Raw genomic sequence first — 12839 nt, 5'->3', positions numbered from 1 at the left:
GAGCGGCAAAGCGGCGAAGCGGCAAAGCGGCAGAACGGCAGGTCGCGGCCACTCAGCCGAACAGTTCCTCCGCCACGGTCGGGTGCAGCTGCATCGTGGTCTCCAGATGCGACAGCCGCACGCCCAGTCGCAGCGCGACCGCGATCGATTGCGCGATCTCCGGCGCGGCGTTGTCCAGCAGATGCACGCCGAGCACGCGCCCGCTGCGCGCGTTGTAGACGACCTTCATCACCGACGGCATCGTGTTGCCGGCGAAGCGGTTCTCCAGCGAGACGAAGCGTTTGATGCGCGTGCCGATGCGCTCGGGCTTGCCGGCGGCTTCGATCGCCGCCGCCTCGGTCAGTCCGACGCTGCCGACCGCGGGTTCGCAGAACACCGCGGTGGGGATCACGTCGAAGTCGGCGCGCTCGCCGCGCCGGCCGAACAGCCGGTCGGCGAGCCAGCGGCCCTGCGCGGTGGCGACCGGCGTCAGCTGCGGCCCTTCGGTGACGTCGCCGATCGCATGGATGCCGCGCACGCTGGTGCGGAACTGCCGGTCCACGCGCAGGCCGCGCTGCCCGCGCGCCACGCCCAGCGCCTCGAGGCCGAGGCCGTCGAGATTCGGTTCGCGTCCGATCGCGGCCAGCGCCGCCTGCGCGCGCACGCTGTGGATTCGTTGCTTGCCCTTGCCGTTCTTGCCGCCATTTCCGCCGTCGCCGCCGTCGCCGCTGCCGCCCTCCTCCGCCTGCCGGTAGCAGACCTCGATCGCGCCGTTGGCCTGGTCGAGCAGCGTCACGTCGGTGTTCAGATGCAGCCGCACGCCCTTGGCGGTCAGCGCCTCGGCCAGCGCGTGGGCGATGTCCTCGTCGAAGTTTTCCAGCAGCCGCGATTCGCGCACCAGCATGTCGACCTTGACGCCGTATCGCGACAGGATCGACGCCATCTCGACCGCGATATAGCCGCCGCCGATCACCACCAGCGAGGCCGGCACGCCGTTCCACGCGAACACGTCGTCGGAGGTGCTGGCCAGCTCGCCGCCGGGCACGGGCAGGGGTGCCGGCCGCGAGCCGGTGGCGATCAGGATGCGGCGCGCCTGCAGCGTGTCGCCACCGACCCGTACCTCGCCCGGCGCGGTCACGGTCGCCTCGCCGCGCAGCACCTGCACGCCCGCCTCCTGCAGCCGCTGCGTATAGCTGGCATGCAGCCGCGCCATCTCCGCCTTGACGCGGACGATGGCGTCGTTCCAGTCCTCGCGTCCGCCGGTATGCGACAGGCAGCCCGACAGGATCGCGGCCCAGGTCGCGCCGTAGTGCAGCATCTTCTTGGGAATGCAGCCGCGGTTCACGCAGGTGCCGCCGATCTGCTCGCGCTCCACCAGGATCACGCTGGCGCCGTGCGAGGCCGCCCGCATCGCCGCGGCCACGCCGGCCGAGCCGCCGCCGATCACGACGAAGTCGGCCTGGCGCGCGCGGCCGGCGCCGACGTTGCCCTTGCCGCGCGGCACGCGCTCCATCCGGGGTTCGGCCGATACCTTGCTTGCGCGCTTGCGCTCGTTGTCGTTGCCAGCTTGCCGCTTCGTCATCTATGCCTCCTGCCGCGGCGCGCAGGCCGCGAGAATTCCGCAAGAACACCGAAGGGAGCAGCCGCTGCGCCGCCCCCGCGCTACGAGGCCGGCGCCAGATCGGCTGGCGCCTGTGCCGTCCATTCGCGCAGGAAGGTTTCGCCATCGCGCCGGCCCAGGTCGTAGGCCAGCGTCATGCCTTCCGGGCGCGTGTAATCCCAACTGGAGATCGGCACCCGCCGCGACGGTTGCAGATACAGGCGCCGCTGGCCGTTCCAGTCCATCACGAAACGGCGCGGGCGCGGATACAGCCGGGTCATCAGCACCAGCACGTCGCCGGGCGTGGCGTCGAGCGCGTCGACCGGCACGTTGTCGACCAGGCCGCCGTCGAGCACCGCGCGGCCATCGCGCCGCAACACGGGCGTGAACGGCGGCGTGCACGACGACTGCAGCAAAAGGTCTGCCAGCTGCTCCGGCGTGGCGCAGTCCTGGGCCCGCACGAACTCGGGATGAAAGCCCAGCGTGCGGCCCAGCCGCGGATGCAGCGTCTTGAGCAGATGCTTGTCGATGTTGTAGGCCAGCAGTCCCGCCATCACCGCCAGCCGCGGCCCGCACCAGCGTGGAATGTGGGCGACGCCGATGCGGATCTCGGGCGCGGCCTGCAGCCGCTCCAGGCGGCCGTCCCCCCAGGATCGACAGCAGGGCCGCCCGATAGATGCCGTAATGCGGAAACACGCGCTGGTTGCCCAGCAGGTTGCGCCAGTAGACGTTGCGCTTGTTGCCGGCGAGCACGCCGCGGTAGTAGTCCATCACCTGCCGCGACTCGTGCGTGTAAATCATGCAGGCGGTGGCAGCACCGGCCGAGATGCCGGCGATCACGCGCGGGCGCAGCCCGAGCTCGGGCGCGACGGTGTCCCACCAGCCCGCCTGCCACCAGCAGCGATTGCCGCCGCCGGCGAAGACCACCTGCTCGAAGGGCCCGCCGTACTGCGACGCGCGCGACGGCGTGCGCGACGGCGCCGTCGGTGCGATCGGCGCGTCGGTGGCCATGTCCGGGCGGGCGGCCGACCCCGTCATAGCAGCGCGTAGGTGGTGGTTGCCTGCACGGCCAGCTTGCCGTCGGGGCCGCGCACCGCGATCTCGCCGAACACCACGGTCTTGCCTAGCCGCAGCACGGTGGCCTGCACCAGCATGTCGCCCTCGATCACGGGGCGCATGAAATTGGTGGTCAGGCTGACGGTGGTCATCGGGCGGAAGCCGCCCAGCGCGCTGGAGATCGCGACGATCATCGCGGTGTCGGCCGCGGACATCAGCACCTGGCCGCAGACCACGCCGCCCGCGTGGCGAAGGGAAGGATCGAAGGGCAGCCGCAGCGTGACGCTGTCGGCGTCGACGCGCTCGGCGCGCAGGTTCAGCTGGCGGACCCAGGGCGCCAGCACGCGCTCCAGGATGGCGTCGATGTCGGCGATGGCAAGCGTCGTCTCTGGCATGGCGGCCCGTCGGTGGTCCTCGGTTGTCCTGGCCGCCCGGCTACTCGGTCTCCTCCGGGGCGGCGCGATGTTTCAGCCAATGATACAGGGGGCCGGTACACAGCACCACGAAGGCCATCCGGATCACGTGGAAGGCCGTGACAAGCGGCACGCCGAGCTCGAGCACCTTGGCGGTGATGCACATCTCGGCGATGCCGCCCGGCGTGGTGCCGAGGATCACGGTGGCCGGATGCGCGCCGGACAGCGCCGCCAGTCCCCAGCCGAACAGCGCCGATATCACCAGCGCCACCAGCGTGTACAGCGCCACGCCGGCCAGGAAGCGCGGCGCGGTATGCAGGAATTCGCGCGAGAAACGCACGCCGAGCGAGACGCCGATCAGCAGCTGGCCGGCATGGCTCATCGAGGTCGGGATCGCCGACAGCTCGATGCCCGAGGCGGTCAGCGCCGCGGCGGCGATCAGCGTGCCGATGACGAAGGGGTTGGGCAGGTTCAGCCGGTTCATCAGCAGCGCGAAGGCCACGGTGATGGCGATCAGCCCGGCCAGCCCCAACGCATCGACGGTGCGTGGTCCCGGGATATAGGTATCGAGGCCATGAATACCACCATACTGGAAAAGCGCCGGCACGATTACTACCACCAATAACACGCGCAGCGAATGCGCGGCCGCGACCTGGTCGATGCGTGCGCCGTTGCGCTCGGCCAGGTTGGCCATCTCGGAGGCGCCGCCGATCGCGGTGGAAAAGAATGCGGTCTTGAAGGCGACCCCGGTGGTCCGGCGCAGCATCAGCGCGCCGGCGGTGCCGAGCACCAGCGCGAACAGCGAGCCGGCGATCACGTAAGGCGAGAACTCGACTAGCTTGGCGACCACGTCGGGCGTGAAGTAGAGCCCCAGCGAGGTGCCAATCGCCCATTGGCCGGCGTTGCGGGCCTGCGATGGCGCGCGCAGGTCGGCGCCCATCATGCGGGCGGCGGCCACGGCCAGCAGCGGGCCGATCATCCAGGGCAGCGGCGTGCGCAGCCATTCGCACAACAGGGCGGCGCCCAGTCCAAGCAGCAGCGTCAGCAGCGTCGGACGCCAACGGGAGAGTACGGATCGCATGACGGTGGCAGGCTGGCGCAGGGCGCCGCCGCTTTCTTGTGGTGAGAGGAGGGCAGGCAAACGACAAGGCCCGGGAGCCCCGGGCCTTGTGGCGTCACGCGCATTGTCGCGCATTGTGGCGGGGGATGTCGCGCTTCATGCCGCCGCTTCATGTCGCCCGCTCATGTCGCCCCCCTCATGTCGCCGCTTCATGTCGCCGCTTCATGTCGCGCCCGATGCCGCGCCTGATGCAGCGCGACCCCTGCCCCGGCGCCGATCAATTGGCCGCGTCGGCCACGCCCCGCATCGCCGAGCGCCGCGACAGCCAGCGCAGCAGGCGCGGGATCACGACGACCGCCACGGTCAGCGCCAGGATCGAGGCCGAGATCGGATGGCGGAGGAACATGGTCCAGTCGCCCTGGCTGATCGACAGCGCGTTGCGCAGCTGCTTCTCGGCCATCGGTCCGAGGATCATGCCGACGATCACCGGCGCGGTCGGGAAGTCGAAGCGGCGCATCGCCATGCCGAGCAGGCCGATCAGGAACAGCAGCAGCAGGTCGAAGGCCGACTGGCGGATGCCGTAGGCGCCCAGGCCCGCGAAGATCAGGATGCCGCCATACAGCAGCGGCGTCGGGATCCGCAGCATGCGGACCCACAGGCCGATCGCCGGCAGGTTCAGCACCAGCAGCATCACGTTGCCGATGTAGAGCGAGGCGAGCAGGCCCCAGACCAGGTCGCCCGAGGTCTGGAACAGCATCGGGCCAGGCTGCAGGTTGTAGTTCTGGAACGCCGCCAGCATGATCGCCGTGGTGTTCGAGGTCGGGATGCCCAGCGTCAGCAGCGGCGCCAGCGTGGCGGTCACCGCGGCGTTGTTGGCGGCCTCCGGTCCGGCCACGCCTTCGATCGCGCCCTTGCCGAATTCCTCCGGATGCTTGCTCAGCTTCTTCTCGCTGGCATACGACAGGAAGGTCGGGATCTCGGCGCCGCCCGCCGGAATCAGCCCGAACGGAAAGCCGATGAAGGTCCCGCGCAGCCAGGCGGGGATCGAGCGCTTCCAGTCCGAGCGCGACATCATCACCGGGCCGAGCTTGTTGAAGGTGCCCGCGGGCTGCGGGAAGAAGGCGTTGAACAGCGCCTCGCCGACCGCAAACAGGCCGACCGCGACGACGACGATGTCGATGCCGTCGTACAGCTCCCTGGATGCCCAGCGTGTAGCGGGTCTGGCCCGACAGCGAGTCCATGCCGATCAGGCCGATGCCCAGGCCCAGGAACAGGCTGGTCATGCCGCGCAGCAGCGACGAGCCCAGCACGGCCGACACCGTGGTGAAGGCCAGCAGCATGATCATGAAGTACTCGCCCGGACCGAACTGCAGCGCGACGTCGGCCGCGACCGGCGCGAACAGCGACAGCATCACGGTGGCGATGGTGCCGGCGACGAAGGAGCCGATCGCCGCGGTGGCCAGCGCCGGGCCCGCGCGGCCGCGCTTGGCCATCAGGTTGCCCTCCATCGCGGTGATCATCGTCGAGGACTCGCCCGGCGTGTTCATCAGGATCGAGGTGGTCGAGCCGCCGTACATCGCCCCGTAGTAGATGCCGGCGAACATGATCAGCGCCGCGGTGGGCTCGACCTTGGCGGTCAGCGGCAGCAGCATCGCCACGGTCAGCGCCGGGCCGATGCCGGGCAGCACGCCGATCGCGGTGCCCAGGAAGCAGCCGACCAGCGCCCACATCAGGTTCAGCGGCGTGATGGCGACGGCAAAGCCGTTCATCAATTGATTCAGCGTATCCATTTGCGTGTCTCCGGCCTAGCAGGCCTGCGATTTACCGGCCCGGGATTTACAGGCCGACGATCGGCAGCAGCGGCAGGTTGATGCCGAGCAGGAAATCGAACAGCACCCACATCGGCACCGTGATCGCCAGTCCGATCAGCGCGTCGCGGATGAAACGGCGGCTGCCGTAGCCGCGCGCGACGCAGACCATCAGCAGCGTGGACGCCAGCACGAAGCCCAGCGTGCCGATCAGCGCCATGTTCAGCAGCAGGCCGGCGGCGACCCACAGCAGGCCGCGCAGGCTGTGCGGCTGCGACGGCAGCTCGGCGTCCTCCTCCGGCATCGCGCGAAAGCCGCCGCGCACGCCCTGCCAGGTCAGCAGCGCGCCGCAGATGGCGAGGCCCACGCCGACCAGCGTGGGAACGAAACGCGGCGACAGGCCGGCGTAGCCGGATTCGCCGGAGATGCCCTGGATGCCGGCGAAGAAGCCGGCGGACAGCAACAGCACGACGATGCCGATGGCAGTGTGGGAAGGTTTCACGATGGGCTCCGGATCGAGGCCGGATGCGGGGAGCGCATCCGGCGGGGGCGGAAACGGACGGGCCGCGGTCCGGGAGGCCGCGGCGCCGGTGCAGCTGTCAGGTCCAGATCGGCCGGAAGGGCCGGAAGGGCCGGAAGGGCCGGAAGGGCCGGAAGGGCCGGAAGGGCCGGAAGCGCCGAATGGACCGGGTGGACAGGAAAGGCGCGCAAGGCGGGGAAGGCGAAAAATCCCCGAGGCCGCGACGCCCTTACTTCGCCACGCCCAGTTCGCGCAGCATCGCGCCCAGGCGGGCCGATTCGGCGTCGACGAACTTGCCGAACTCGTCGCCGGTCAGCAGGAACGGCGTCCAGTCGTTCTTGGCCAGCGCCTGCTTCCACGACGGCGATTCGGTCGCCTTGACCACCGCGTCGATCAGCGCCTTGCGCTGTTCGGGGGTGATGCCCGGCGCGCCATAGACGCCGCGCCAGTTGTAGATCTCGACGTTGACGCCCTGCTCCTTCAGCGTCGGGATATCGGCGACGCGATCCTTCGAGGTCACCGCCAGCGCGCGCATCTTGCCGCTCTTGATGAAGGGCAGGAACTCGGACACGCCGGCGATGCCGGCCGTCACGTGGCCGCCCAGCACCGAGGCCGAGGCCTCGCCGCCGCCCTGGAACGGCACGTAGTTGATGCGCTTCGGATCGACGCCGATGTCCTTGGCGATCAGGCCGGCCAGGATATGGTCGATCGAACCCTTGGAGCCGCCGCCCCAGCTGACGCTGCCCGGATTGGCCTTGAGCTGCGCGGTCAGGTCCTTGATCGACTTGATCGGCGAGCTGGCCGGCACCGTGATCACCATCGTGTCGGTAAACAGCCGCGCCACCGGGGTGGCGTTCTTCAGCGTGACCGGCGGCTTGTTGGTTTCGATCGCGCCGACCATCACCGCGCCGGTGACCAGCAGCGCGTTGGGATTGCCCTTGTCGGTATTGACGAACTGGGTCAGGCCGATGGTGCCGCCGGCGCCGCCGCGGTTGTCGTACGAGGCCGACTTGGCCACGCCCGCCGACACCATCGCGGCGCCGAGGGTGCGGCCGGCCTGGTCCCAGCCGCCGCCGGGGTTGGCGCCGATCATGAACTTGGCGGTGTCGACCGCGAAGGCCGGGCCGGCCGCCACGGCGGCGCCGATCAGGGCAAATTGGAAAAGGCGGGGAAGTCGAACGAGGGTGCGGCGCATGGCGTCTCCTGCTTGCGATATCGTGGTTTTATCGTTCAGTGGCCGCTTGTACGGCCATGGCGGCGATTCTAGGAGCCGGAAACTGTCAATAAGCTGTCAAAACTACAGCTTTTGGACTGGGGTTTACGCGGATCGGGTGGAGGCGGCGAACCCGTGCCGGCGGTGCGTCGGGCGGCGGTGTCCGCTCGTTGCGTCGGCTTCCTGTGCCGGCTTCCCGCGCCCGCCCGATGCGCCTGCCCGATGCGCCCGCCCGATGCGCCCGCCCGATGCGCCTGCCCGATGCGCCCGCCCGATGCGCCCGCTCGATGCGCCCGCCCGATGCGCCCGCCCGATGCGCCCGCCCGATGCGTTCGCCCGATGGATCCGCCTACGCGTCCGCCAGCGGCAGCCGCAGCTCGGCCCGCAACCCCTGCCCCTGGCGCGCCTCGTGCAGCGTCACGCTGCCGCCGAAGCGCGCCGCCATCTCGCGCGAGATCGCCAGGCCCAGGCCCGAGCCGGGCTCGTCGTGGCCGACGCGGCGATAGAACCGCGCGAACACCTGCTCGCGTTCCTCGGCCGGAATGCCGGGGCCATCGTCCTCGACCGCAAGGCAGGCGCTGTCGCGCTCGCGCGCGGCCGACAGCGTGATACGGCTGCCGCGCGGCGAATACTGGATCGCGTTGTGGACCAGGTTGGCCAGCGCCTCGCGCAGCAGCGCCGCGTCGGCGCGCACCGGCAGCGGCCGGCCGCCGCCGTCCTCCCAGCCGAAGTCCTGCTGCTTGGCGCGCGCCAGCGGCAGATAGTCGAGCGCGACCTGGCCGGCCACCGCGGCGGCGTCGATCACGGTGTCGGGCACCGCCGCTTGGCCGCCCGCTTGGTCGGCCCCTTGGCCCGCCTCGGCGTCCTGCGCCTCGTGCTGGCGTACCCGCGCCAGCGCCAGCAACTGGTTGGCCAGGCGCGAGGCCTGTTCCAGCTGCGACACGATGCCGTCGACCGCCTCGCGCGCGGGGGCTGGGTCGCCGCTGCCGTCGAGCTGGCGGCGCGCGAATTCCGCCTGCGTCTTCAGGATCGCCAGCGGCGTGCGCAGCTGGTGCGCGGCATCGGCGATGAACTGCGCCTGGGCCTGCGCCATCGCCGCCGAGCGCGACACGTGCCGGTTGACCGCATCGACCAGCGGCCGCACCTCGGCCGGCACGGGGCCGACCGCGAGCGGCGTCAGGTCGTCGGGCGGGCGCGCCTCGACATCGTCGCGCACGCGCTTGAGCGGGCGCAGCACGAAGGTCACGCCGCCCACCAGGATCAGCGCGCTGGCCACGATCAGCAGTGCGTCGCGCGCCAGCGTGTTGCGCCATACGGCGCCCACCAGCGCCGCCCGCGGCTCGGCCGATTCGGCGACCTGGATGATCACGCGCATGTGGGCGTCGGGCCGGTAGACCGGCCGGGCCATCGCGGCGATGCGCACCGGCGCGTCGCGATAGACCGCGTCGTAATAGCGCGGCACGTTGTTGGCCAGCGTGCCGCGCGGCAGCGGCAGGTCGTCGTAGCCGGTCACGGTCTCGATGGCGCCCTCGCGCTCCAGCGCGACGCGATAGAACACGCGCGTCTGCGCCGCCGTCTCGAACATCTCCATGGCGGCGTCGGGCAGCGTCAGCTGCACGGTCTCGCCGGCCATGCCGATCGCGTTGTCGATCGCGCGCACCGAGCCGAACAGCGAGCGGTCGTAGGCGGTATTGGCGGCGTCACGCAGCGTGCCGTAGGTCAGCCAGCTGTCGAGCGCCATCATCGCCGCCAGCGCGGGCAGCAGCAGCACCAGCAACTGGCGCCGCAGGCTGCCGCGCAGCCAGCGGCGCAGGGGACCGCTTCGGGGTCCACTTTGATGGCCATGGCGGTCATCACTGCGGTGACCACTGCCGTGATCGCTCGGGGGACCACTTCGGGGACCGCCTCGAAGTTCGCCCCGAAGTTCGCCCCGAAGTTCGCCCCGAAGTTCGCCCCGAAGTTCGCCCCGAAGTTCGCCCCGAAGTTCGCCCCGAGGCCCGCCCGGCGCGCTCAAGCGGCGGCCTCCGGTTCGAGCAGATAGCCGAAGCCGCGCAGCGTGACGATGGTCACGCCGTGGCCGGACAGCTTCTTGCGCAGCCGGTAGATCAGCACCTCGATGGCATCGGGATTGACGTCGGCATCGAGCGAGAACACCTTGTCGAGCAGCTGCGCCTTGGTCAGCGGCTGGCCGCTGCGCGCGAGCAACGCGCCGAGCAGCGTCGATTCGCGCGGGGTCAGCGCCAGCGGCGCGCCGGCCAGCGTGAAGCTCCGCGTCTCGCCGTCGAACACCAGCGTGCCGCATTGCAGGCGCGGGTGGGCGCGGCCGCGGCTGCGGCGGATCAGCGCCAGGATGCGCGCCTCCAGTTCGGCCAGCGCGAACGGCTTGGGCAGGTAGTCGTCAGCGCCGAGATTCAGGCCGCGCACGCGTTCGTCGAGGGTGTCCTGCGCGGTCAGGATCAGCACCGGCGTGCGGTCGTCGCGGCCGCGCATCGCCTTGAGCACCGACAGGCCGTCCTTGCCGGGCAGGCGCAGGTCCAGCACCACGGCGTCGTATTCCTCGGCCTGCAGGCGCGCGTCGGCGAGCAGGCCGTCGGCCACGTGCTCGACCACGAAGCCGCCCTGCTCCAGCGCGCGCGCCACCCAGTGCGCGAGTTCGGTTTCGTCTTCGACCAGCAGAATGCGCATGCCGGCCTCCTGCCGGAGTTGGAACGCGGGAAAGGATGGGGAAACGGGTACGGAAATCGCCTCGGATCGCTGACGAAGGCCAGCCCGCGCGAGCCCGGCGTCGCCGTGCAATGGGGCGGACGCTGTCGCCATGCGGGCGTGGACTCGTGCCCGATCCGGGCGCCTATAATACCGCTCCACCGTCGCGCCGGTTTGCCGCTTCCGCGTGCTGCCGCGACACCGTCCGCGCCCTGCCCGCTTGCCTGTCCTGCCGCCTTCCATGCCAGCCGATCCGACCGCGCCAGCCGAGCGCGGCGACCCGCCCTCCGCGCTGCGCCGCCGCCTGCTGGCCGGCGCCGGCGCGCTGGCCTGGCAAGGCGCGTTCGCCGCGCCCGGCACGGGGTCCGGCACCGGGTCCGGCAGCGGATCCGGCACTGCGCCCGGCCCCGCGCCGAACTCGCCGGCCCCGCCACCGGGCTATCCGGCCGACTATCCCCAGATCATCGCGCGCGCCCAGCGCGAGGGCATGGTCACGGTCTATGCCTCGACCGACGAGGACGTTGCGCGGCCGCTGCTCAACGCCTTCGAGGCGCGTTTTCCCGGCGTCAAGGTCGCCTATCACGACCTGAACACGATCGAGCTGAACCGGCGTTTTCTCGCCGAGTCCGCGCAGCCGGTCCGCGCCGACCACGCCGACGTGCTGTGGAGCACCGCGATGGACCTGCAGATCAAGCTGGTCAACGACGGCCACGCGCTGCACTACGCCTCGCCCGAGCGCGCGGGGCTGCCGGGCTGGGCCAGCTGGCGCGAGGAAGCCTGGGGCACGACGTTCGAGCCGGCGGTGATCGTCTACAACCGCCGCCATTTCGACGGCATGCCGGTGCCGCGCAGCCGCAGCGCGCTGGCGCGGCTGCTGCAGGACAACGCGACCCGCTGGCGCGGCCGCGTGGTGACCTACGACATCGAGCGCTCGGGCGTGGGCTATCTGCTGGCGCAGCAGGACGCCCGCATGGGCGGCGAGTTCTGGTATCTGGCGCAGGCGCTGGGACGCGCCGGCGTGCGGCTGTCGGCGTCGACCGCCGACATGGTCGAATCGGTGGCCAGCGGCGAACTGGTGCTGGCCTACAACCTGCTGGGCTCGTACGCGCTGTCGCTGATGGAGCGCGGCGCGGCGATCGGCGTGGTGGCACCGAGCGACTACACGCTGGTGATGTCGCGCGTGGCCTTCATCGCGCGCCGCGCGCCGCATCCGTGGGCGGCGCGGCTATGGCTGGATTTCCTGCTGTCGCGCGAGGGGCAGGCGCTGCTGGCGCGCTCGGCCTCGCGGCTCTATACGATCCGCACCGATACGAAGAGCGGCCATACCGCCGCGGCGCTGGCCGAGCGGCTGGGCTACGCGTTCAAGCCGATCAGCGTCGGCCCGGGCCTGCTGGCCGCGCAGGACACGCTCCGCAAGCAGGCCTTTCTCGCGCGCTGGCGCGAGGCGATGAAGGGATGAGATTCGGGCGAAAGTAGATGCGGGCCAACGCAGGGCGATGCGGTGGGATGCTCGGCGGCGCGTCAGCCGCCCGAACACTGCTGGACCTTGAGCCGCAAGGCGGCCATTTCCTCGTCCAGCTTGGCCATCGGCCGCGGCACATAGCCCTTGCGCAGCGAGGGCGCGAAGCGCAGCGTGTCGACGAAGACGTCGGCGAGCCGTTCCGCGTCGGCATTCAGGTCGAAGTCGCCCGGCGCGAACAGCCAGTGGGCCAGCACGCCGCCGATGGCGGCATGGAAGGCATTGACCGCCAGGTCCAGATCGAGGTCGGCCGACAGCTGGCCGCGCTCGACCGCGAGGCGCAGGTGCTCGCGCATCTTCAGCAGCCCCTGCTCGTGCGACTGCCGCTGGCGCTCGAGGATGGCGCCGTTGTCGTCCACCATCTCGCACTTGTGGAATACGATCTCGAACACGCGCCGCCATTGCGGATTGACCACCGTCTCGCGGAACACCAGCGCGACGATGTCGCGGATGCCGCCGAGCGGGTCTTCCTGGCTGGCGATCCGCTCCGGTTCGCACAGCGCCTCGACCGGCAGATGCACGCGGTCGCACATGGCGGCGAACAGATCGCTCTTGTTCTTGAAATGCCAGTAGATGGCGCCCCGGGTCACGCCGGCGGCTTCGGCGATATCGGCCAGCGAGGGCCGCGCCACCCCACGCGCATGGAATACGGCCTCGGCCGCGTCGAGGATGCGATGTCGCGTCTCGAGGGCTTCTTCCTTGGTACGTCTGGCCATAAGCGGTGTCTTCAGTGGGCGGTAGGGACGAATGGGACGGCTTCGCCCGGCATCGGGGCGGCGGCGCGCGGTCGCCGGCCAGCCACGAAAGAAACAAATCCGTCACGAAACTGCGGTACCACTGGACTTCCTGCCTCTGTTTTGCTGCGGTGCGACGGGCGGCATGCTAACCGATCCGGGTCACACCCGCATATGCGGACGATGCCGGCCTGCAAAAGGGGACGGGCAAGAGACAGGCCATCCTTGCGGTGC

9 protein-coding genes and 2 pseudogenes are annotated in these 12839 nt (G+C 70.6%); 1 reads left to right on the top strand and 10 read right to left on the bottom strand.

Features of this window, described 5'->3' with window-relative positions; translation table 11 throughout:
- Positions 1-52: 52 nt before the first annotated feature.
- From OJJOAM_RS09200 to OJJOAM_RS09160, 9 genes and pseudogenes are all read right to left on the bottom strand, one after another.
- Positions 53-1561 carry a dihydrolipoyl dehydrogenase family protein gene (locus tag OJJOAM_RS09200; RefSeq protein ID WP_422647779.1) on the bottom strand — a complete coding sequence of 503 codons (1509 nt, stop codon included), beginning with the start codon at positions 1559-1561 and terminating at the stop codon, positions 53-55.
- An 80-nt stretch (positions 1562-1641) separates the two neighbouring features.
- Positions 1642-2590, bottom strand: a pseudogene (locus OJJOAM_RS09195) (patatin-like phospholipase family protein).
- A gap of 23 nt (positions 2591-2613) precedes the next feature.
- Complete coding sequence (locus OJJOAM_RS09190) at positions 2614-3030, bottom strand: PaaI family thioesterase (RefSeq protein WP_422647778.1); 417 nt, start codon at positions 3028-3030, stop codon at positions 2614-2616.
- Positions 3031-3070: 40 nt separating this feature from the next.
- A complete protein-coding gene (locus OJJOAM_RS09185) occupies positions 3071-4129 on the bottom strand; it encodes an AbrB family transcriptional regulator (protein WP_422647777.1) in 1059 nt (352 codons plus the stop codon).
- Between the two features lie 256 nt (positions 4130-4385).
- Positions 4386-5898: pseudogene (locus OJJOAM_RS09180) on the bottom strand (tripartite tricarboxylate transporter permease).
- A 46-nt stretch (positions 5899-5944) separates the two neighbouring features.
- On the bottom strand, positions 5945-6418 hold the full coding sequence (locus OJJOAM_RS09175) for a tripartite tricarboxylate transporter TctB family protein (protein ID WP_422647776.1): 474 nt from the start codon (positions 6416-6418) through the stop codon (positions 5945-5947).
- 247 nt (positions 6419-6665) lie between these two features.
- Entirely contained in the window at positions 6666-7631 is a 966-nt protein-coding gene (locus OJJOAM_RS09170; protein WP_226107862.1) for a tripartite tricarboxylate transporter substrate binding protein, read from the bottom strand.
- A 367-nt stretch (positions 7632-7998) separates the two neighbouring features.
- A complete protein-coding gene (locus OJJOAM_RS09165; RefSeq protein WP_422649548.1) occupies positions 7999-9393 on the bottom strand; it encodes a sensor histidine kinase N-terminal domain-containing protein in 1395 nt (464 codons plus the stop codon).
- Positions 9394-9659: 266 nt separating this feature from the next.
- Entirely contained in the window at positions 9660-10334 is a 675-nt protein-coding gene (locus OJJOAM_RS09160) for a response regulator (RefSeq protein ID WP_226107864.1), read from the bottom strand.
- Positions 10335-10593: 259 nt separating this feature from the next.
- Here OJJOAM_RS09160 and OJJOAM_RS09155 point away from each other — a divergent pair, with 259 nt between their 5' ends.
- Positions 10594-11811 carry an ABC transporter substrate-binding protein gene (locus OJJOAM_RS09155; RefSeq protein ID WP_422647775.1) on the top strand — a complete coding sequence of 406 codons (1218 nt, stop codon included), beginning with the start codon at positions 10594-10596 and terminating at the stop codon, positions 11809-11811.
- A 62-nt stretch (positions 11812-11873) separates the two neighbouring features.
- Here OJJOAM_RS09155 and OJJOAM_RS09150 read toward each other — a convergent pair whose 3' ends face one another.
- Complete coding sequence (locus tag OJJOAM_RS09150) at positions 11874-12587, bottom strand: TetR family transcriptional regulator (RefSeq protein WP_226107868.1); 714 nt, start codon at positions 12585-12587, stop codon at positions 11874-11876.
- Positions 12588-12839: the final 252 nt, after the last annotated feature.

Source organism: Cupriavidus sp. H18C1 (assembly GCF_049311595.1).
Lineage (GTDB): Bacteria > Pseudomonadota > Gammaproteobacteria > Burkholderiales > Burkholderiaceae > Cupriavidus > Cupriavidus cauae.
This window is presented reverse-complemented; position numbering and strand designations above follow the sequence as displayed.

Coding starts and splice junctions, on each gene's coding strand:
- OJJOAM_RS09190 (WP_422647778.1), bottom strand. CDS start 3,030: ATGCCAGAGACGACGCTTGCCATCGCCGACATCGACGCCATCCTGGAG.
- OJJOAM_RS09150 (WP_226107868.1), bottom strand. CDS start 12,587: ATGGCCAGACGTACCAAGGAAGAAGCCCTCGAGACGCGACATCGCATC.
- OJJOAM_RS09185 (WP_422647777.1), bottom strand. CDS start 4,129: ATGCGATCCGTACTCTCCCGTTGGCGTCCGACGCTGCTGACGCTGCTG.
- OJJOAM_RS09165 (WP_422649548.1), bottom strand. CDS start 9,393: ATGATGGCGCTCGACAGCTGGCTGACCTACGGCACGCTGCGTGACGCC.
- OJJOAM_RS09200 (WP_422647779.1), bottom strand. CDS start 1,561: ATGACGAAGCGGCAAGCTGGCAACGACAACGAGCGCAAGCGCGCAAGC.
- OJJOAM_RS09170 (WP_226107862.1), bottom strand. CDS start 7,631: ATGCGCCGCACCCTCGTTCGACTTCCCCGCCTTTTCCAATTTGCCCTG.
- OJJOAM_RS09155 (WP_422647775.1), top strand. CDS start 10,594: ATGCCAGCCGATCCGACCGCGCCAGCCGAGCGCGGCGACCCGCCCTCC.
- OJJOAM_RS09160 (WP_226107864.1), bottom strand. CDS start 10,334: ATGCGCATTCTGCTGGTCGAAGACGAAACCGAACTCGCGCACTGGGTG.